Source organism: Bradyrhizobium cytisi (assembly GCF_008123515.1).
GTDB lineage: Bacteria > Pseudomonadota > Alphaproteobacteria > Rhizobiales > Xanthobacteraceae > Bradyrhizobium > Bradyrhizobium cytisi.
In genome coordinates this window covers 100,759-120,935 of the sequence record NZ_VSSR01000042.1, presented here as the reverse complement: position 1 = coordinate 120,935, position 20,177 = coordinate 100,759, and the positions used below count along the sequence as shown (strand labels likewise).

Below are 20,177 nucleotides of genomic sequence, written 5' to 3'. Positions count from 1 at the left end.
AAAACAAGCACGAAAGCGGAACTTTCTGCCTGTCGCAGGGCGCAGAACTGCGTTTTTTGCGCCCTCGCGAAGTGCGCCGTTAACGTGAACGTTGCCCTGACGATCCCCGGGGAATCCCCCAAGGAATCCGCAAGAGGAATTCCAGGGATCGATATTGCCGCCTCGCTCGCGTTACTGAGGCTTCGCCGCCGGTTCCTCGGCGCGCTTGTCAATCACCCTGTCGACCAGCCCGAACTCCTTGGCATCGGTCGCCGTCAGGAACTTGTCGCGCTCCAGCGCGTCCTCGATCGACTTGTAGGTCTGGCCGGTGTGCTTCACGTAGATCTCGTTGAGCCGCTTCTTCAGGTTCAGGATCTCCTGAGCATGCAGCATGATGTCGGTGGCCTGGCCCTGGAAGCCGCCGGAGGGCTGATGCACCATGATGCGCGCGTTCGGCAGCGAGAAGCGCATGTCCTTCTCGCCAGCGGCAAGCAGCAGCGAGCCCATCGAGGCGGCCTGCCCCGTGCACAGCGTCGAGACCGGCGGGCGGATGAACTGCATGGTGTCGTAGATCGCGAGGCCCGACGTCACCACGCCGCCCGGCGAGTTGATGTACATCGAGATTTCCTTCTTCGGATTTTCCGCCTCAAGGAACAGCAACTGCGCGACGACCAGCGTCGACATGCCGTCCTCGACCGGCCCGGTCAGGAAGATGATGCGCTCCTTCAGAAGGCGCGAGAAAATGTCATAGGCGCGCTCGCCACGGTTGGTCTGCTCGACCACCATGGGCACGAGGTTCATGTAGGTTTCAACCGGATCGCGCATGAGTCACCTAGGTTTTCGGAGGACGTCGCCACTTTTGCCGGAAGGCCGATGGACGTCCCGTGATGCAGGAAGTTGGTAGAAGAACGCTTGCAAGTGGAACGCGTAGATACAGGCTCCACCGACAGATATAGCCCAATTCGCGCCAGACAAGTACGGAACGAGTTAAGGCTTAATCCACCGGGCACTTGAAGCTGATTCTCGCAAAAAGGCCCAGCCGGCCATCTGGCTAGCTGGGCCGGTTCGCTGATCATCCTTAATAGAAGACTGTCTCAAAGCCTTCAGGCTGCAGTCTTTTCCTCGTCGTCCTTGTACAGGTCCTCGCGCGAGACCTTCTTCTCGGTCACGTTGGCGAGCTCGAGGATGAAGTCGACGACCTTGTCCTCGTAGATCGGTGCACGAAGCTGGGCCAGCGCCTGGGCATTGCTGCGGTAATAGTCCCAGACTTCCTTCTCGCGGCCGGGCATCGAGCGGGCACGCTCGATCACGGCGCGGCCGACCTCGTCGTCGGTCACGGTGATCTTGTTTTTCTCGCCGATCTCGGAGAGCACGAGGCCGAGACGCACGCGGCGGTCGGCGATCTTGCGGTACTCTTCCTTCGCCTTGTCCTCAGTGGTGTCCTCGTCGGCAAAGGTCTTGCCGGCGGAATCCATCTCGGCCTTGACCGAGTTCCACATCAGGTTGAACTCCTCGTCGACGAGCGAGGGCGGCGCCTCGAAGCGATGCGCCTCGTCGAGACGGTCGAGCAGCGCGCGCTTGACGCGCTGGCGCGTCGCACCGGCGTATTCGGCAACCAGCCGCTCGCGCGCGGCTTCCTTGAGCTTGTCCAGCGATTCGAGGCCAAGCGTCTTGGCGAACTCGTCGTCGATGGTGAGATCCTGCGGCGCCTCGATCAGCGTCGCGGTGGTCTCGAACTCGGCCGCCTGGCCGGCGAGCTTCTCGCTCATGTAGTTCTTGGGGAACGACACTTTCAGCGTGCGCGTCTCGTTCGCGCCGATGCCGATGAGCTGCTCCTCGAAGCCCGGGATGAAGGTGTTGGAGCCGATCACGACCTGGATGCCTTCGCCGGCGCCGCCCTCGAAGGCTTCGCCGTTGATGGTGCCCTTGAAGCTGATGGTGACGCGGTCGCCGGATTCAGCCTTCGCGCCCTCCCCCTTGGCGGCATAGCCGCGGTTGGTGTCGGCGATGCGCTTGATCGCCTCGTCGACGTCCGAATCGGAGACGTCGGCGACGGGCTTCTCGACCTGGAAGGACTTGAAGTCGGCGAGCGCGATGGCGGGCACCACTTCGATCGCGACCGTGTAGGTCAGGTCGGACTTGCCCAAGAGCAGTTCCTCGACCTCGGCCTTCTCGGTCGGCATGGTGATCTTCGGCTCCGTCGCGAGCTTGAAGCCGCGCTCGGAGAACAGCTGGGTGTTGGTGTCGCGGATGGTCTGGTCGATGGTCTCGGCCATCACCGAGCGGCCATAGACCTTCTTCAGGTGGCCAACCGGCACCTTGCCGGGACGGAAGCCATTGAGGCGCACCTTGTCCTTGAGGTCGACGAGCTTGGCGCCAGCCTTGGCGTCGAGGTCAGAGGCGGGAACGCTGATCTTGAACTCGTGCTTCAAGCCTTCCGAGATGGTTTCTGTGACCTGCATGGCGTCCAATCTTCTTCTCGTTCGGTCCCGGCACGCTCGCGCGTCGGAACGCTGTCATTAATCGATCCGGCGCGAGGCAAACGCCTCAACGCCGGTGGTTCATCGAGCCCGGCTCCAGGCGGAAAAACGTCCGCGCGGAGCGAGGCCCCCCAGTAATCCGTGCAAACGCTGAAAGCGCTTGGTGCGGGCGGAGGGACTCGAACCCCCACAACTTTCGTCACTGGAACCTAAATCCAGCGCGTCTACCAGTTCCGCCACGCCCGCGTGAATTTGCATCAAGACCGGCCGCGATGCCGCGGGCGGCGGGCTTATAGCATGCGCCCGCCTGTTCGCAGCAAAAAAATGGCTTGATCGAGACACCCTTCAAGTAAGCACGATGGCTGGACTTATCCAGCGCGGCGTGGTCCGGATCGCGCCTATGAAACCGCGGATTTTCGCCCCATCCAGACGCGAGGTCCTGGCCGGCCTTGGGGCCTCCGCCGCGGGCTTGCTCGGCGGTGGCGCAGCGCCTGTTACCACCACCCAGCTTGCGCTCCAGGCCCGCCCTGCGACCCTCGCTCTGAGGCCGGATCGGCCCCCTGCACCGATCTGGGAGCTGGCCGCCGTAAGCCATCTCGGCAACATCCATCTCAGGCGCGGCGACCGCTGTGAGGTGACCTTCCGCAATACCCTGCCGGTCCCGCTTGCGCCGGTCTGGTACGGCCTCAATGGGGCGGCGCAGGCTGATCCGTTGCGGGGGCGCGCGCCCACCGCCCCGGACGCAACCGAAATATCAATTGTTTCAATACCAAACGCCGGGACCCTGGTAGCCGACTTTCGCCTCTTTGAAGACCGCCTGAAGCAACCTGCGCGCCCGCTTCCGGTAATTGCCGAGGAGACCAGCCGCATCGCCGTCGATCGCGACGAGGTTCTGCTGATCGAGGAATGGCGCGTGAGGCAGGACGGCACCGCACTGCCGCCGGGCCAGGATCCCAAAGATACGATACCGCTCTACACACTCAACGGGCTAACTTCATTCGAACTCTCAGCCTCCGCCGGCGAGCGGCTGCGGCTGCGCTTCATCAACGGCTCGCAACGTTCTGTTCTGGCAATCAAATTGGAAAGCCATGAGGTCCAGGTGATGGCGCTGGACGGACAGCCGGCGGAGCCGTTCCCGGCCCGCAACGGCGCCCTGGTGCTGGCCCCCGGAGCCCGCGCCGATGCCTTTGTGGATGCGGCCATGGCGGCCGCGTTGGTGCTGCATGACGGCAAGGAGGCGCACCCGATCGGGCGCCTCGCCGTCTCCGGCCAACTGGAGCGGCGCACGCCGCTGCCGCCGCCTCAGCCGCTCCCGTCGAACGGCCTTCCCGAAAAACTCGACCTGAGGGGCGCCCTGCGGTTCGATGTCGCGCCCGGCTCACCCGGCGCCGGCTGGACCCGGACAGCCAATTTCTCCACCATCTCCGCCCCCGCATTCACCGCCAAGGCCGGCCGGACCGTCGTGCTGGCGGTGAAGAACCCCGCCCCCATCACCACCATCTTCCATTTGCACGGCCATCATTTCCGCCTGCTCGACCGGCTCGACGATGGCTGGAAGCCCTACTGGCTCGACACGCTCGCCATCGAGCCCGGCCAGACCCAGCGCATCGCCTTCGCCGCGACCTCGCCGGGACGATGGCTGATCGAATCCGTGGTGACCGATTGGGCCGCGCCACGGCTGGTGCGGTGGTACGGGGTGGAGTGAAGCATCGGCCCTAGCGTGTCCAAACGTACCGGACGTCCGGCTCCTTCTCCTCGTTCCGCGTTCCGTCGGTCTCCTCGGCCAGCCTGAACCCGCGCGCTTCATAGAAGCGCCGGCCCGGTGTGTTGCGCTGGAAGGTCCAGAGCTCGAGCCGCTCGCTGGCGGCTTTGGCGATGTCGAGCAGTGCCGTGCCGAAGCCGCGGCCCTGCACGCCGGGACGAACGTAGAGCTGCTCGATCCAGCCGTCACGAAACGCGATGATTCCGCCCAGCTCATCGCCGTCGAAGCGTCCCCAGACGCGGCAGGTCGGAAAGACACGCTCGCGGTAGAACCAGCGGTCCTCGTCCGGCGTGTGCAGCCCGGTGAGCCACGGCATCGCCTGGTCGAACGCGATCCGGTGGACCTGCGCAGCCGCGCCCATGTCGGCGAGCGCGAGCGGCCGGAGCATCAGTATTCGATCCCGAGCGCGTTGTAGATCCGCCGGTGCACGGCCGGCAGCGTCTCGGTGAGATCTTCTGCGATCAGCCCGGGCCCCGCTTCGCTCGCGGCCTCGCCGTGCATCCAGACGCCGATGCTGGCGGCCTCGAACGCCGGCACGCCCTGCGCCAGCAGCCCTGCGATGATGCCGGCGAGCACGTCGCCGGCGCCGGCGGTGGCGAGCCATGGCGGGGCGTTGGCGGCGATGGTGGCGCGGCCGTCAGGCGCGGCGATCGTGGTGTCAGGGCCCTTCAAGAGCACGACGGCGCCGGAGCGTTCGGCAGCGGCGCGGACGCGCTCGAGCTTCGAGCGGCCCGGAGTCTTGTTGCTGAGGTCGGAGAACAGCCGCGGAAACTCGCCCTCGTGCGGCGTCAGGACCACCTGGGCCTCTGGCGAAGACTTGATCGTTTCAAACAGTCGCTCGGGATTGGCGGCAAAGCTCGTCAGCGCATCCGCGTCGAGCACGACATGGCGCTGTGCCGAGATGGCGGTATGAACGATATCGCAGGTTTGCTCACCGACGCCGGCGCCGGGACCGATCATGCAGGTGTTGTAGCGCTTGTCGCCGAGCAACTCACCGAACTCGACCACGGTGTCGACGGGGCGAACCATCACGGCGGTCAGCGCGGCTGCATTGATCGCCAGCGCATCGCGCGGGGTCGCGAGCGTCACGAGGCCGGCGCCCGCACGCAAGGCGGCCCGGGCGGCGAGCCGCGCAGCACCGGTCGCGGCCGCATCGCCGGAGATCGCCAGCACATGACCGCGTGCGTATTTATGGCCGTCGATGCGCGGCACCGGAAAGGCGGTGCCCCAGAAATCCGGATCGTTCTCAAAGGTCTGCGGCGCGATCTCGTCGAGCACCTGCGCGTCGATGCCGATGTCGGCGACGCGCACGCGGCCGCAATGCATGCGACCCGGCAGCAGCAAATGCGCGGCCTTCTTGCGAAAGAACGTGACGGTCTCGGCGGCGTTCACCGCCACGCCCAGCACGGCCGCGCTGGTGCCGTTGATGCCGCTTGGGAGATCGACCGCCAGCACCGGCGCGCCATTGGCATTGATCGCCTCGATCATCGCCCGCGCCTCGCCGTCGACGGGACGGCTCAAACCCGCACCGAACAGCGCGTCGATGATCAGCGCCGGCTTTCCAATCGCCTGCGGATTGAACGGCAGCACCGGGTGCTTCCAGCCGCGCGCGGCGGAGGCTGCGTCGCCCTGGAGCTGATCCCGCTCGCACATCAGGATGACCGAGACCTCGCGCCCTTGTGCGGCGAGCTCGGCGGCTGCGACAAAACCGTCACCGCCATTGTTGCCGGGGCCAGCCACGATCAGGATCGGCCCCGCCTCCACCAGTGCTCTGGCGGCGCCCGCTACCGCCTGGCCCGCGCTCAGCATCAGCTTGAAGCCGGGCGTGCCGGCCGTGATGCTGAGTTGATCAGCCCGCTGCATTTCGGCGGTGGTTAGAACTTCCATGCCACTTCCCTGGTCCAAACGCCTTTTCAACAGGCACGTTCCGTGCCGATCCAGACAACGGGACAACGAACTGCATAGATATTGAACCGTTTGCCTATTTCGTAGTCTGCGGTATTTTGAGCGGTCGGCTCCACCTATCAGAGATGCTCGTTAAAAGGCTGATAACGCTCCAATAATCAGGGCATTTGCAACTTGGCATAGACCCTGCTTTCGAGGAAGCCGCTTCGGTTCGTCGTGCTCACTGCAATATCTGGGTGTGGCCGGCCGTTGTTGCCGGGCTGGTCAGGTCCCGGCATAGCGAAGACAAGATCGTGCGTGAGATAAAGCGCATCCTGACGAAGACGTTGCTATTTGATCGACCAGGCCGGGAGGCGCGCAGTGAAGAAAATCGAAGCCATCATCAAGCCGTTCAAGCTCGACGAGGTGAAGGAAGCGCTTCAGGAAGTTGGCCTGCAAGGCATCACCGTGACCGAAGCCAAGGGCTTTGGCCGGCAGAAGGGCCATGCCGAGCTCTACCGGGGCGCAGAATACATCGTCGACTTCCTGCCCAAGGTGAAGATCGAGATCGTGATCGGCGACGACCTGGTCGAGCGCGCGATCGACGCGATCCGCCGCGCCGCGCAAACCGGGCGCATCGGCGACGGCAAGATTTTCGTCTCCAATATCGAGGAGGCGATCCGCATCCGAACCGGCGAATCCGGGCTGGACGCTATCTGAGCCGGGTGCTATCCCGAATCTTGCGACACTCTGAAAGAAAAAAGGCTGCTTCGGCGGCCTGATTTCGTTTGTGCGGTTGCGCCAACTCGCCGAAAGCGAGAACGAATCTGCTCACCTGGAAACCGACCCGCAGAGCCAAAAGGGGTATGCATGAAGACCGCCAAAGACGTCCTGAAATCGATCAAGGACAACGACGTCAAGTACGTCGACCTGCGCTTCACCGATCCGCGCGGCAAGTGGCAGCACGTGACGTTCGACGTCAGCATGATCGATGAGGACATTTTCGCCGAAGGAACGATGTTCGACGGCTCCTCGATCGCCGGCTGGAAGGCGATCAACGAGTCCGACATGTGCCTGATGCCCGATCCGGTGACCGCGACGATCGATCCGTTCTTCGCCGAGACCACCATGGTCATCACCTGCGACGTGCTCGAGCCGACCACCGGCGAGCCCTACAACCGCGACCCCCGCGGCATCGCCAAGAAGGCCGAAGCCATGGTGAAGTCGATGGGCGTGGGCGACACCGTCTTCGTCGGCCCCGAGGCCGAGTTCTTCGTGTTCGACGACGTGCGCTTCTCCTCCGGTCCCTACAACACCGGTTTCAGGCTTGACTCCTCGGAGCTGCCGACCAACACCGACACCGAATATGAGGGCGGCAATCTCGGCCACCGTATCCGCACCAAGAGCGGCTACTTCCCTGTCCCGCCGCAGGACTCCGTGCAGGACATGCGCTCCGAGATGCTCGGCGCCATGGCCAAGATGGGCGTCAAGGTCGAGAAGCATCACCACGAGGTCGCATCAGCCCAGCACGAGCTCGGCATGAAGTTCGACACGCTGACGCTGATGGCCGACCATCTGCAGATCTACAAATACTGCATCCACCAGGTCGCGCACATCTACGGCAAGACCGCCACCTTCATGCCGAAGCCGGTCTTTGGCGACAATGGCTCGGGCATGCACGTGCACCAGTCGATCTGGAAGGACGGCAAGCCGGTGTTCGCCGGCAACAAATATGCCGACCTGTCGGAGACCTGCCTCCACTATATCGGCGGCATCATCAAGCACGCCAAGGCCATCAACGCCTTCACCAACCCGTCGACCAACTCCTACAAGCGTCTGGTCCCGGGCTATGAGGCGCCGGTGCTGCTCGCCTACTCTGCGCGCAACCGATCGGCCTCCTGCCGCATCCCCTACACCGCTTCGCCGAAGGCCAAGCGCGTCGAGGTGCGCTTTCCCGATCCGCTCGCCAATCCCTATCTCGGCTTCGCGGCGATGCTGATGGCCGGCCTCGACGGCATCAAGAACAAGATCGATCCGGGTCCGGCAATGGACAAGGATCTCTACGACCTGCCGAAGGAAGAGCTGAAGCAGATCCCGACGGTGTGCGGCTCGCTCCGCGAGGCGCTCGAAAGCCTCGACAAGGACCGCGGCTTCCTCAAGGCCGGCGGCGTGTTCGACGACGACTTCATCGACAGCTACATCGAGCTGAAAATGACGGAAGTCGAGCGCTTCGAAATGACACCGCACCCGGTCGAGTTCGACATGTACTATTCGGGCTGATCTGGCCCGACTGTATGCGATCAAGCAAAAAGGCGCTCCGCGAGGGGCGCCTTTTCGTTTGCGAACGTAGAAACTTGCCAGCTACGGGTTATCCCGTCGCGGAATGAGATGATCGAGCAGGCCTGCCGGCAGCGGGAAGACGATGGTTGACGACCGCTCGCCGGCGATGTCGTGCAGAGCCGCGAAATAGCGCAGCTGCATTGCCTGCGGCTCCTGCGCGAGGATCCGGCCAGCCTCCACAAGCTTCTCCGCGGCCTGCTGCTCGCCCATCGCGTTGATCACCTTGGCGCGCCGCAACCGTTCAGCCTCGGCCTGCTTGGCGATCGCGCGCACCATGTTTTCGTTGAGATCGACATCCTTGATCTCTATGCCGGTGACCTTGATGCCCCAGATGTCGGTCTGCTTGTCGAGTATCTCCTGGATATCGGCGTTCAACCGGTCGCGCTCGGCGAGCATCTCGTCGAGCTCATGCTTGCCAAGCACCGAACGCAGCGTGGTCTGGGCGAGCTGACTGGTCGCGGCCATGTAGTCGCCGACCTTGATGATGGCGCGCTCGGGGTCGACAATGCGGAAGTAGAGAACGGCATTGACCTTGACCGGGACGTTGTCGCGCGAAATCACGTCCTGGGGCGGCACGACCTGCACCATCACCCTGAGATCGAGCTTGACGAGTTGCTGCACGACCGGAATGAGGATGATCAGCCCCGGCCCCCTCACGCCGGTGAAGCGGCCGAGCGTGAAGATAACGCCGCGCTCGTATTCCCTGAGGATGCGAACGGCCTGGGTGAGAAACATGACAACGATTAGCGCAAGCACTGCGTAAATCGAATATTCAATCATCAGATTGGCCTCCCTTGCCGCTCGCAGGGTTCGGACGCCGGACCACTAGCGTCAAGCCGGCGATATTGGCGACCTCGACCCTCTCGCCGGGCTTGAAGCTGTCGGCGCCGCGCGCTTGCCAGCGCTCGCCATGCGTAAAGACATGTCCCTCGTTCTCGTTCCAGTCGAGGACCTCGGCGGCCAAGCCTCGCATGGCTTGCGCGCCAACCCTTGGCGGGCCGCGGCGGGCGCGCCGAAGCGCGCCAAGCACGACCAGAACGAGACCGGTGAGCATCGCCGCGACAACGGCGATGACCGACCATGACAGCCGGTAGCCCGGCGCTTCGACCCTGAGCAGCATGATGGCGCCCAGCACAAAGGCGGCGACGCCACCAAGTCCGATCACGACGGTCGGATTAAACGCTTCGATGGCAAGGAGCGCGATCCCGACCAGCATCAAGCCCAGTCCGGCATAATTGATCGGCAGCAGATTGAGGGCGTAGAGGCCGAGCAGCAGGCAGATCGTCCCGACTACCCCCGGAGCGACTGCACCGGGCGACATGAACTCGAAGATCAAGCCGTAGATGCCGACCATCAGGAGAATGAGCGAGACGTTCGGATCGGTGATGACCGCCAGGAATCGGGATATCCACCCGGGGTCGACGGCTTCGATGACCGCGTTCTGCGTTGCCAGGCGTTGCGTCGCGCCGCCCGCGACCTCGACGACGCGACCATCGATTTGCCTGAGCAGGTCAGCCGGATCGCGCGCGACGAGGTCGATGGCGTGCGCCTGCAACGCGCCGTCGGCGGACAGGGTGGCGGCTTCACGGACCGCCTTCTCGGCCCAATCGGCATTGCGGCCGCGCAGTTCGGCGAGGCTGCGGATAAAGGCAACGGCATCGTTCGTCACCTTCGCCGTCATCGGGTCCTTCGGCTCATCCTTCTTGTCCTTGCTGTCCTTGTCGGGTGCACCGCTCGGCAGGCCGGGAAGCGGTCCGCCAATCTGCACCGGCGTCGCGGCCCCAATATTGGTGCCTGGCGCCATCGCTGCTATATGTGCCGCATAAAGGATATACGTCCCGGCACTTGCCGCATGGGCGCCGGAGGGAGCGACGTAGCCGACGACGGGAACGGACGAGCCGAGCACATCCGCGATGATCTCGCGCATGCTGGAGTTGAGACCGCCGGGAGTGTTCATTGTCAGAAGCACGACCTCGGCGCGCCGTTCGCTCGCCTTGGCCAGTGCCTCCTTCACGTAGCTGGCCGACGCCGGCCCAATGGCTCCATCGATTGTGACGGTGAGTGCAAGACGGCGATTCTCCTCCGCCAGGCCGGGACGGAGACAGGACAGAAAAGCGACGATGCCGATCGTCGCAACGAGGGCCGCCTTCATGGTCTGCACGGCAAGGGCTCCCTTGCCGAAGATATGGCGTCCAGTTCCGGAACCTCAATGCCCGAATTAGGAATAAAGGGAATCATGAGCACCGTTGTGCGATGCGATTGATCTGGGCAACCAAAGGACTTTTGGTGCGAGCGCGTTGCCGACAGCGTTCACGACATCTGCTCAAGATCCGACTTGAGTGCGACCATGAAGCGGGCAGCTTCACCACCGGTCACGACGCGATGATCAAAGGTAAGCGACAGCGGCAGCGTGCGTCTCACAGCAGGCTGCCCCCGGTGCGGGACGACACCCGGCGAAATCCGTCCAGCACCGATGATGGCAGTCTGGGGCGGCACGACGATCAGATTTGCGAACCGGCCGCCGATCATCCCGAAGTTCGATAGGGTGATCGTCGCGCCACGCAGCTCTTCAGGCGGTATCGAGCGCGCGATGGCATCGGCCCGCAGCCGGTCAAGCCCCGTCCGCAAATCCGATACGCTGCGCTCCGCGACGTTGCGCAACACAGGAACAATCAGGCCGCCCTCGGTATCCACGGCAATGCCGAGATCGACACGCGCCATGAGACGCCGTTCTCCTGCGCTGGGATTGTACCAGGCATTAAGCGCGGGCTCCGCCGTGCAGGCGGCAGCAATGGCCCGCACCAGACGGATCGTCACGTCCTCGCCCGTCGGCCAATCGTCGATGTCGGCTTCATCGGTCACAGTGGCGGGAACAACTTGCGCATGGGCTGTTGCCATGCGCTGTGCCATGGCACGCCGCGTGCCTCGGAGCGGCTCGGCGCTGCCGGCTTGGGACACAATCTTCGCGGCCCGCTCGACATCGGCCCGCGTGACGGTGCCGCCGGGACCCGTGGGCTCCACGCTCTCAAGATCGACGTCGAGCTTGCGCGCGAGTGCCCGCACAGCCGGAAACACCTGCGGTCCGGTCAGGGGCTCGGCAGGCGTTCCTGGAGCGGGCCGACGTTCGCCGCTGCCGAGGTCGCCAACGATGGTGCCGGTGTCCTGTTCGGCGCCCTCGGCAAATTCGACGAGCGGCGCGCCGACCTTGACGATATCGCCCTTGGCGCCAAAGACGCGTGCGATGCGCCCGCTCGACGGAGATGGTATCTCAACCACCGCCTTGTCGGTCTCGACCGACACGAGCGGCTGATCAGTGACGACGTGATCGCCCTCGCCGACATACCAGCTCACGATCTCCGCCTCCTCGAGGCCTTCTCCAAGATCCGGCAATGTGAACTGGCGCATGGGCCCAAGTCCGTGAAAATCCGGTCCGTTGAAATCCGCTCCGTTGACATCTAGCTGAACTGGCAGACCTTGCGGGCGGCAGTCATGATGCGTTCGACCGACGGCATGTAATATTGCTCCAGTCGCGCCATCGGAACGATGGTGTCGTAGCCGGTGACGCGGGTCACAGGCGCGAGCAGCGAGGAGAGGCGGCGCTCAGCAATTGTAGCGGCGATCTCGGCACCAAATCCGCCGGTCCGTGCGGCCTCATGCACGATCACGCAACGGCCGGTCTTGGCGACCGAACCGAGCACGGTGTCTTCGTCGTAGGGCTTGAGCGTGGCAAGATCGATGACCTCCGCGGCGATGCCTTCGACGGAAAGTGCCTCCGCCGCAGCCATGGTTTCCTTCAGCATGGCCCCCCAGCTGATCAGCGTGAGATCGCGGCCTTCCCTCAAGACAAAGGCGGCATCCAACGGCAAGGCTTCGCCATTGTCCTCCACCTCGCCTTTGGCCGCACGGTACAGGCGCGTCGACTCGAGAAACACGACGGGATCGGGATCGCGGATAGCGGCGAGCAACAATCCATAGGCACGTTCCGGCGAGGAAGGCATGACGACGCGCAAGCCGGGAATATGGGCGAGCATTGCCTCGGTGCTTTCGGAATGATGCTCGGGCGCGCGGATGCCGGCACCGTGCGGCGTGCGCAGAACCATGGGACAGGTGAGCCGTCCCTGGGTCCGGTTGCGCAATCGGGATGCATGGTTCACGAGCTGATCCAGGCAGGGATAGATGAACCCCATGAACTGGATCTCGCCGACCGGTTTCAGTCCCTGCGCGGCCATGCCGACGCAGAGCCCAGAGATCAAGAGCTCGGCAAGCGGCGTATCGAGGACCCGCTCCGTCCCAAACCGTTTCTGCAAACCTGCGGTGGCGCGGAAGACGCCGCCGTTGACGCCAACATCCTCACCAAGCACGACCACGTCAGGATCATCCTCCATGGCGCGAGCGAGCGCCAAGTTGATGGCTTCGACCAACGTTGCCTCAGGCATCGTGCTCTCCCGCAAGTTCGCGGCGTTGCGCGGCATAGGCTGCCGGCAGATCGGCATAAAGGTGATCGAACATGGTTTCGGGACGGCGCGGCGCTGTCGCCAGATAGCGTTCGGCCGCCGCCTCGACGCGCGCATGGCATTCGGCGGCGAGCTGCTCCTCATCCGCCTTGCTCCACATCTTCTGCGCGACGAGATAAGCCCTCAGCCGCGCAATCGGCTCTTCCTTCCAGTGCGCCTGGACCTCCTCGGCGGGGCGATAGCGCGCAGCGTCATCGGATGTGGTGTGGTCGCCGAGCCGGTACGTGACCGCCTCGATGAACCGGGGTCCATTGCCGTCGCGGGCGGCGGCAATGGCCTCCTCGCTGGCGGCCCGGATCGCCACCACGTCACCGCCGTCGACCTGCTCACCGATAAAGCCTGCGGCGATCGCCTTCTGCGCCAGCGTTTCGCACGCGGTCTGCTGTCGCAACGGTACCGATATGGCCCATTGATTGTTGGCGACGACAAAGACGAGTGGTAATCTGTGCACGCCGGCAAAATTCATCGCCTCATAGACGTCGCCTTTCGAGGTGGCACCATCGCCGAACAAGCACACCGCGACACGCGGTTGCTTGCGCAGCTTGAGGGCGTAGGCGACACCGGCGGCATGCGGCGCCTGGGACCCGACCGGAACACAGAATGGGAAATCGTGAACCGGCCCTGAAAACCGGTTGCCGCGTTCGTCGCCGCCCCAGAACAGGAGGATCTCCTCCAGCTTGACGCCGCGCCAGAGCAGAGCCCCATTGTCGCGATACGACGGCAACAGCACGTCCTCCTTCCGCATCGCACTGGCGATCCCAACCGATACGGCCTCCTGGCCAAGCGAAACGGCGTAAGTCCCAAGCCTGCCTGTGCGCTGCAATGCAACAGCCTTCCGGTCAAACAGCCGCAGCAGTACCATCGACCGGTAAAGCTCAGTCAGCAGCTTGGAATCGGAGGCGAAAGAAGGAAGCGGTCGCTGGATCGAGCCATCTGGCGCGAGGTAATTGCGGTGGCGCACCTCGAAGCGCGCGATGACGGGGAGATCCTGGTTTACCCTTCGGCTGGCCACGCTCTCACTCCCGGAGCGATTGTGCCTTCTACAACTCATTCAGGTGGTGTTTGTGCCAGACGATGCAATACCGCCGAAGGACTACTCCGCAGGGCTCGCAGTCCTTGCTGCACCGCCGCTTGCGGCGATCGATTCGCACCATCACAGGTCGCGTCATTGAGAAGGATCAACGAATCGACGCCAGTTTTCTGATGGGGTCTTGGAAGGGTTAGCCCGCGCCACCTTGTGGCACGGCATGAACCATGAGCGGTTGGTCAATCCGAAACTATGTCGTCGCGCGCTGTCGCTCCGCCATCGCTTCGCCAAACGCCTCGAACAGCTTGCGGTTGATGGGATTGCGCTGCGGGTCGTATTCGGCGTGCCATTGCACACCGAGTGCGAAGGTCGAGGCTTCCGCGATCTGGATCGCCTCGATGGTGCCGTCCTCGGCGATGCCTTCGATCAGCACGCGCTTGCCGGGATCGAGGATGCCCTGCCCGTGCAGCGAATTGACCCGGATCTTCTCGCAGCCGAGCAGCGTTGCGAACGCACCGCCCGGCGTGAGGTCGACGTCGTGACGGTCGGCGAACACGACGGTCGGATCGGGATGGATCTCGCCATTCTCGAGTCTGGGCATGCGATGGTTCATGCGGCCCGGGATTTCGCGGATCTCCGGGTGCAGCGAGCCGCCGAAGGCGACGTTCATCTCCTGCAAGCCGCGACAGATGCCGAACAGCGGTATGCCGCGCGCGACGCAGGCGACCGAGAGCGCGAGCGCGACCTCGTCGCGATGGATGTCGTAAGGCTCGTGCTTCTCACAGGGGTCGACGTTGAAGCGGGTCGGGTGCACGTTGGCGCGCGCCCCGGTGAGCACGATGCCGTCGACGGTATCGAGCAGAGCGGCGATATCGGTGATGTCGGGCGAGCCCGCGAACATCACCGGCAAGCCGCCGGAGACCTCGGCCACGGCGCGCAAATTGCGCTCGCCGACCATCTGGACCTGAAATCGATTTTCGACGCGATGGGCGTTCCCGATCACGCCGACGACCGGCTTTCTCATCTCCCGTTCCGACCTCCCCGCCGAAGAAGATTCTCCCAAGATGCCCCTCTGAGGGAACAAATTCAACAGAAGGGATCGCGGGACGGCAATGCTATTTCGCGCAAATGCCCATCAGGTGACGGCCATGGCACTCCTTCAATGGGCCGGCGTTGGCTCTCAGGAGGTCGCGGACGCGTCAAGCCGGCGCGGCCGCAGCCTTTTGCTCCCTGGCGGGATTTCACGAATGAGTGGCCCTGCCGCGCCTTCCGAAAGGAAACGATGTGACCAATCCTGTTGATGAACGGTCCCGGACCCGCACCGACCTGGCCTGGGCCATTTCGGCTGGGGGCATCGGCGTCGTGCTGTTTACCGTCCTGCTGGCCTTCACCTGGTACTTTGCCGCCACCCTGCTCCTGATCTTCGCCGGGATGCTGCTGGGCCTCGGGCTCAACGCGCTGACCAACGCGCTCGGGCGACGCGTGCACCTGCCGCATCCGCTGCGGCTCGCGATCGTCTGCGCTGCACTGGTCCTGATGCTCGCGGGTGTGGCCCATCTCGGCGGCGCCACCATCGCCGAGCAGGCTTCACTGCTCAGCAACACCATCAAATCGCAGATTGCACACGTCAAATCCTTCCTCGACAATCGCGGCATCGACACCAGTTTCTTCGATCTCGGCAGCGCCGCGCCCGCCTCTTCCACCAGCGACACCGCCTCGGCGCCTGCCCCGAGCTCGAATGCACACGGCCCATTGCCGGGCGCAGGCGCGCTTGCCTCCAGCGGCGGGGCGATCGTGAGCCGGACCTTCAAGCTGCTGTTCGGGGCGATCAGCGCCGTCGGCAACATCTTCATCGTGCTGTTCCTCGGGCTGGCCTTCGCGGCGCAGCCCAGCGTCTATCACGACGGCCTGCTGGTTCTCGCACCGGCGAAATATCGCATCCGCACGACCCTTATCATCGACCGCATCGGCGAGACGCTGGAGCGTTGGCTGATCGCGCAGATCATCGTCATGCTGGCGGTCGGCGTGGTGACCTGGATCGGGCTTGCCATCATCGGCATTCCGGGCTCGTTCATCCTGGGAATCCAGGCCGGCCTGCTCGCCTTCATCCCGACCGTCGGCGCCATCATCGCCGGCGTGGTGGTGGTGCTGGCGAGCCTCGCCTCGGGCTGGATTCCCGCGTTATCGGCGCTGATCCTGTTCCTCGGCGTCCACGCGATGGAGAGCTACGTGCTGACGCCGCTACTCCAGCGCCAGGCGCTGGACATTCCGCCGGCCACGCTGTTCGCGTTCCAGATCCTGCTCGGCGTCGTCTTCGGAATCTGGGGCCTGGCGCTGGCGCTGCCCCTCGTCGCCATTGCCAAGGTCATGATCGACCATTTCAAGACGTATGAGACGCCGCCCCTCGCAGAGGTGGCCTGACCTCGCTCAGGTCGTCAGCACGGTCTCGGTGTGCTCGACCTCCGGGGGCGAGGCAAAATACTGACCGACGAGTCCGCGCCATTCCGTGAAATTCTCGGAGCTGCGGAAGTCGACGGTATGGTTCTCCAGCGTCGCCCATTTCACCATCAGCCGATAGCGCTGCGGCTTCTCGATCGATTTGTGCAGCTCAAACCCGTGAAAGCCCGTGGAGCGGCCGAAGGCGGCCTTGGCCTTGGCGACGGCGGCCTCAAAATCCTTCTCGCTGCCCGGCTTGACGTCGATTTGCGCGATCTCGGTGATCATCGGTTTCACCCTTTTGCTTGGTGACCGTATCTACCGCAGCCGGCACCAAAGAAAAAGGCGCCGAAACGGCGCCCTGCCCGGCCGAAAATGCGGCGCTCTCAGGCGAATAGCAGCACGGTGCCTGCAACGATGAGCGCGCAACCGAGAAACAGCGCGATCGGCCAATAGCTGCGGCTCGGCGTGTAACGTCCCTGGGCGCGGCGCTCGGCAATCAGGGCGGTCTCGTATTCGTCCGCTGTCGAGAACAGACAGGCAAAGCCGCCGCGCGTCGAGGCCGCGGCGGCTTCGAGCGACATCAGGGCGGCCTGCGGGTTCTGTCGACGGATCGATTCCATGACCGCAATGGTAGGAACCGAATGGTAAACAGAGGATTACCGCGAAGCCCTTTCGTCTCAGGCCGTCGCCGGCTGTGTCTTGGACTCTGGCTTCGCTGCACCGATCCGCGCGGCGCTCTGGCGGCGCCAGTTCTCCAGCGACAACGGCAGCTCCTCCGCGGCCTCGACACGATTACGGCCGCCGCGCTTGGCCTGGTAGAGCGCGGTGTCGGCCGAGGCCAGCAGCACCTCGAGCTCGGTGCCGGCGGGGCCGCCGGCCACACCGATGCTGACGGTGGTGTCGACCGGTCCTTCGTCGACCACGACGCCCGAGGTCTCGAACGCCTCGCGTACGCGCTCGGCGACCAGCACACCCTCCTCCAGCGCGCAGGGCAGCAGTGCGGCGAACTCCTCGCCGCCGATGCGGCCCGACAGGTCCGAGATGCGCAGATTATTGACGACCACGGTCGAGAACAGCTTCAGCATCTCGTCGCCGGCGGGATGGCCGAAGCGGTCGTTGATCGACTTGAAATGGTCGATGTCGAAGATCATCACGGTGACGGGCCGGCCGCCCTTGGCCTCGCGCTCGATCGTCCGCGCACAAGCTTCCGAGAAGCCACGGCGGTTGAGCATGCCAGTCAGCGGATCGGTCGACGCGGCAGTGCGGTGCGCGGTGACGGTGCGCTCGGACACCAGCATGAAGATCACGAACACGGTGCCGACGGCATAGAGCACGAGCTCGACCGCGAACACGGTGACCCAGACGCTGTGGGAGAAGCCGGCATCGTTCGGGCGCAGGAAGCTGCCGAGCAGGATCGGCAGCATCAGCACGCAGCCGTGCATCACCGGCACCACGAAGGCCGGCCAGCGCCGTTGCAGGCTCTTGCGCCGCTCGACCCAGAGCTCGCTCGCGGTCAGCGCCGCATAGACCGAGACGATGCCGGCGCCGATGATCATGCGCAGCATCGACGCGGTGGGATCGAGCAGTGTTACGGTCGCGACCCAGGCGAGTGCACCAAGCACGAGACCGGGCCAGTTCGGCTTGCGGCCGTGGAAGACGCGCGCCGCATTCCACACCATGCCGCAGGCGACGAAACCGACCGCGTTCAATGCGAGATAGAGGTGCGAGCCGAGCTTGTCGCCGGTCGCCGTCCACAGCGCGACGGAAGCTGCGCCGAGCAGATAAGCGGTGCCCCACCATTTCAGCGCGGGGCTGTTCTCCTGTCTGCCGAAAAACACCATCATGGCGCCGAGCAATGCGGCGACCATCGTGGCAACCAAATAGAGCGTCATGCTATCGAGCGACATCATGTCGGCCCCCTCTTGAACATAGCAGTTACGCGATCGGCACATCCGATTTGCGCGCCCTTCCAGATGCGACGCTATGTCCCGCGAGTTCCATTCAGGTTTTCACGCGGCCCCAAGTTTTCGGGAAACTCGTCTTCAATTTGCGTACAAACGAATGACAAAAAGGGCGCTGAAATCAGCGCCCTTTTGCTTCTCATTGAAGCCGCTTTCGCGGCGAATGTGACCGAAGCGATTAACGCTTCGAGAACTGGAAGGACCGGCGGGCCTTGGCCTTGCCGTACTTCTTGCGCTCGACCACGCGCGAGTCGCGGGTGAGGAAGCCGCCCTTCTTGAGCACGGTGCGCAGCTCGGGCTCGAAATAGGTGAGCGCCTTGGAGATGCCGTGACGAACAGCACCAGCCTGACCGGACAGGCCGCCGCCGGCGACGGTGCAGATCACATCATACTGGCCGGAACGGGCGGCCACGGAGAACGGCTGCTCGATCATCATGCGCAGCACGGGACGGGCGAAATAGACCTCGACCTCGCGCGAGTTGACGGTGACCTTGCCGGCGCCCGGCTTGATCCAGACCCGGGCGACCGCGTCCTTGCGCTTGCCGGTGGCGTAGGCGCGGTTGAATTTGTCGACCTTCTTCTCGTGCTTGGGCGCATCGGGCGCCGCCGCGGTCTTGAGCTGCGAGAGTTGGTCGAGCGACTGAATGGATTCGGCCATGATTATGCGGCCCTCGTGTTCTTGCGGTTCAACTTGGCGATGTCGATCTTCTCGGGCGTCTGGGCCTCGTGCGGATGATCAGCACCACCATAGACGCGGAGGTTGCCCATCTGGACGCGACCGAGCGGACCACGCGGGATCATGCGCTCGACGGCCTTCTCGAGCACGCGCTCGGGATGCTTGCCTTCAAGGATCTGGCGCGCGGTGCGCTCCTTGATGTGGCCGACATAGCCGGTGTGCTTGTAGTAGGTCTTCTGCTCGCGCTTGCGGCCGGTGAGGACTGCATGCTGGGCGTTGATGATGATGACGTTGTCGCCGCAGTCAACGTGCGGGGTGTAGGTCGGGAGATGCTTGCCGCGCAGACGCATGGCAACGATGGTGGCGAGACGGCCGACGACCAGACCCTTGGCGTCGATCAGCACCCACTTCTTCGTCACCTCGGCCGGCTTTGCCGAAAAGGTTTTCATGTCAGAGTTTCCGTGGACGGGGAATAGCGGCGCGAACACCGCACCGGACTGCGCGGGTTTCTAGAGAAGAGACGCGCAACGGTCAATGCCTGGACACGGAAATTATGCCAATAAAATCAGTGCCTTATAAATATGGTGCTATAATACCTGCAAAAAGATCAAACATTTGGAATGGAATAGGTCGATGTGACATGGGCGATCGGATCGGGCGAGGTCCCCGACAACAAGTTCACCTCCCCGACCGCCAGGCGCTTGCCGAGCTTCAGCAGCCGGGCCTCCGCCAGCACATCCTGCCCCGGCTGGCCCTTGCGCAGGAAATTGATGTTGAGATTGGTGGTCACCGCCAGCCCGATCGGCCCGATGGCCGACAGCAGCACCACGTACATGGCGAAATCCGCCAGAGCCATCAGCGTGGGGCCGGACACCGTTCCGCCCGGCCGCAGCATCCGTTCGCTGTAACGCTGGCGCAAAAGGCAGGTCTGGCCGTCCGCGCTCTCGATCATGATGTCGTCGCCGCTGAAGGCTTGGGGAAATTCGTCGCGGAGAAACTGCTCGAGCTCCGCCACGCTCATTTTCGCTAACGCCATGCCCCCTCACCCTCGCTTCACGTCGCTTGTTACATTAAGTTATCTGCGTCATCCAACTGCAATAACCCAAGCGGAATCT

General features: G+C 63.9%; 20 protein-coding genes and 1 tRNA gene. 4 read left to right on the top strand and 17 right to left on the bottom strand.

The window, feature by feature from the left end; all coding sequences use genetic code 11:
• Positions 1 to 171 precede the first annotated feature (171 nt).
• The 3 genes from FXB38_RS24990 to FXB38_RS24980 all read right to left on the bottom strand — a co-directional run bounded on the left by FXB38_RS24990 (position 172) and on the right by FXB38_RS24980 (position 2,705).
• Entirely contained in the window at positions 172 to 804 is a 633-nt protein-coding gene (locus FXB38_RS24990) for an ATP-dependent Clp protease proteolytic subunit (protein WP_148753604.1), read from the bottom strand.
• Between the two features lie 278 nt (positions 805 to 1,082).
• The gene (tig, locus tag FXB38_RS24985; protein ID WP_148753603.1) at positions 1,083 to 2,441 is read right to left on the bottom strand and encodes a trigger factor; all 1,359 of its coding nucleotides are present in this window, start codon (positions 2,439 to 2,441) and stop codon (positions 1,083 to 1,085) included.
• Positions 2,442 to 2,620: 179 nt separating this feature from the next.
• Positions 2,621 to 2,705: transfer RNA gene (locus FXB38_RS24980), tRNA-Leu, on the bottom strand.
• 154 nt (positions 2,706 to 2,859) lie between these two features.
• On the opposite strand from FXB38_RS24980, the gene FXB38_RS24975 reads away from it, so the two are divergent.
• A complete protein-coding gene (locus tag FXB38_RS24975; protein WP_148753602.1) occupies positions 2,860 to 4,164 on the top strand; it encodes a multicopper oxidase family protein in 1,305 nt (434 codons plus the stop codon).
• 10 nt (positions 4,165 to 4,174) lie between these two features.
• Here FXB38_RS24975 and FXB38_RS24970 read toward each other — a convergent pair whose 3' ends face one another.
• Both FXB38_RS24970 and FXB38_RS24965 read right to left on the bottom strand, forming a co-directional pair.
• Entirely contained in the window at positions 4,175 to 4,609 is a 435-nt protein-coding gene (locus FXB38_RS24970) for a GNAT family N-acetyltransferase (RefSeq protein ID WP_148753601.1), read from the bottom strand.
• Positions 4,609 to 6,108, bottom strand: coding sequence for an NAD(P)H-hydrate dehydratase (locus FXB38_RS24965; RefSeq protein ID WP_148753600.1), 1,500 nt, complete (start codon positions 6,106 to 6,108; stop codon positions 4,609 to 4,611). The genes FXB38_RS24970 and FXB38_RS24965 overlap by 1 nt, the downstream gene beginning before the upstream one ends.
• Before the next feature lie 378 nt (positions 6,109 to 6,486).
• Here FXB38_RS24965 and FXB38_RS24960 point away from each other — a divergent pair, with 378 nt between their 5' ends.
• Together FXB38_RS24960 and glnA are read left to right on the top strand one after the other, a co-directional pair.
• Positions 6,487 to 6,825 (top strand): P-II family nitrogen regulator, encoded by a 339-nt coding sequence (locus tag FXB38_RS24960; protein ID WP_007603495.1) that lies wholly within the window; start codon positions 6,487 to 6,489, stop codon positions 6,823 to 6,825.
• A 150-nt stretch (positions 6,826 to 6,975) separates the two neighbouring features.
• Entirely contained in the window at positions 6,976 to 8,385 is a 1,410-nt protein-coding gene (gene glnA / locus FXB38_RS24955; RefSeq protein ID WP_148753599.1) for a type I glutamate--ammonia ligase, read from the top strand.
• Between the two features lie 81 nt (positions 8,386 to 8,466).
• Here glnA and FXB38_RS24950 read toward each other — a convergent pair whose 3' ends face one another.
• From FXB38_RS24950 to FXB38_RS24925, 6 genes are all read right to left on the bottom strand, one after another.
• Complete coding sequence (locus FXB38_RS24950) at positions 8,467 to 9,228, bottom strand: slipin family protein (protein ID WP_148753598.1); 762 nt, start codon at positions 9,226 to 9,228, stop codon at positions 8,467 to 8,469.
• Positions 9,218 to 10,606, bottom strand: a complete 1,389-nt coding sequence (locus FXB38_RS24945) for an NfeD family protein (protein ID WP_148753597.1) — start codon at positions 10,604 to 10,606, stop codon at positions 9,218 to 9,220. Before FXB38_RS24945 ends, FXB38_RS24950 begins: the two co-directional genes overlap by 11 nt.
• A gap of 149 nt (positions 10,607 to 10,755) precedes the next feature.
• The gene (locus FXB38_RS24940; protein WP_148753596.1) at positions 10,756 to 11,850 is read right to left on the bottom strand and encodes a dihydrolipoamide acetyltransferase family protein; all 1,095 of its coding nucleotides are present in this window, start codon (positions 11,848 to 11,850) and stop codon (positions 10,756 to 10,758) included.
• A 50-nt stretch (positions 11,851 to 11,900) separates the two neighbouring features.
• Positions 11,901 to 12,881 carry an alpha-ketoacid dehydrogenase subunit beta gene (locus FXB38_RS24935; protein ID WP_148753595.1) on the bottom strand — a complete coding sequence of 327 codons (981 nt, stop codon included), beginning with the start codon at positions 12,879 to 12,881 and terminating at the stop codon, positions 11,901 to 11,903.
• Positions 12,874 to 13,971 (bottom strand): pyruvate dehydrogenase (acetyl-transferring) E1 component subunit alpha, encoded by a 1,098-nt coding sequence (gene pdhA / locus FXB38_RS24930; protein ID WP_246230107.1) that lies wholly within the window; start codon positions 13,969 to 13,971, stop codon positions 12,874 to 12,876. The genes FXB38_RS24935 and pdhA overlap by 8 nt, the downstream gene beginning before the upstream one ends.
• 265 nt (positions 13,972 to 14,236) lie before the next feature.
• Complete coding sequence (locus FXB38_RS24925) at positions 14,237 to 15,010, bottom strand: gamma-glutamyl-gamma-aminobutyrate hydrolase family protein (RefSeq protein WP_187435127.1); 774 nt, start codon at positions 15,008 to 15,010, stop codon at positions 14,237 to 14,239.
• Between the two features lie 260 nt (positions 15,011 to 15,270).
• Here FXB38_RS24925 and FXB38_RS24920 point away from each other — a divergent pair, with 260 nt between their 5' ends.
• Positions 15,271 to 16,407 (top strand): AI-2E family transporter, encoded by a 1,137-nt coding sequence (locus tag FXB38_RS24920; RefSeq protein WP_148753593.1) that lies wholly within the window; start codon positions 15,271 to 15,273, stop codon positions 16,405 to 16,407.
• Positions 16,408 to 16,413: 6 nt separating this feature from the next.
• On the opposite strand, the gene FXB38_RS24915 is transcribed toward FXB38_RS24920, so the two are convergent.
• The 6 genes from FXB38_RS24915 to FXB38_RS24890 all read right to left on the bottom strand — a co-directional run bounded on the left by FXB38_RS24915 (position 16,414) and on the right by FXB38_RS24890 (position 20,098).
• Positions 16,414 to 16,710, bottom strand: coding sequence for an antibiotic biosynthesis monooxygenase family protein (locus FXB38_RS24915; RefSeq protein ID WP_148753592.1), 297 nt, complete (start codon positions 16,708 to 16,710; stop codon positions 16,414 to 16,416).
• 98 nt (positions 16,711 to 16,808) lie between these two features.
• Positions 16,809 to 17,045: a hypothetical protein gene (locus FXB38_RS24910; protein ID WP_148753591.1), complete on the bottom strand. Its 237-nt coding sequence runs from the start codon at positions 17,043 to 17,045 to the stop codon at positions 16,809 to 16,811.
• 57 nt (positions 17,046 to 17,102) lie between these two features.
• Positions 17,103 to 18,335: a GGDEF domain-containing protein gene (locus tag FXB38_RS24905; RefSeq protein ID WP_148753590.1), complete on the bottom strand. Its 1,233-nt coding sequence runs from the start codon at positions 18,333 to 18,335 to the stop codon at positions 17,103 to 17,105.
• Positions 18,336 to 18,564: 229 nt separating this feature from the next.
• Complete coding sequence (rpsI, locus tag FXB38_RS24900) at positions 18,565 to 19,044, bottom strand: 30S ribosomal protein S9 (RefSeq protein WP_007611021.1); 480 nt, start codon at positions 19,042 to 19,044, stop codon at positions 18,565 to 18,567.
• A 2-nt stretch (positions 19,045 to 19,046) separates the two neighbouring features.
• Positions 19,047 to 19,511 carry a 50S ribosomal protein L13 gene (gene rplM, locus FXB38_RS24895; RefSeq protein WP_091965253.1) on the bottom strand — a complete coding sequence of 155 codons (465 nt, stop codon included), beginning with the start codon at positions 19,509 to 19,511 and terminating at the stop codon, positions 19,047 to 19,049.
• A gap of 158 nt (positions 19,512 to 19,669) precedes the next feature.
• Complete coding sequence (locus tag FXB38_RS24890; RefSeq protein ID WP_148753589.1) at positions 19,670 to 20,098, bottom strand: PaaI family thioesterase; 429 nt, start codon at positions 20,096 to 20,098, stop codon at positions 19,670 to 19,672.
• Positions 20,099 to 20,177: the final 79 nt, after the last annotated feature.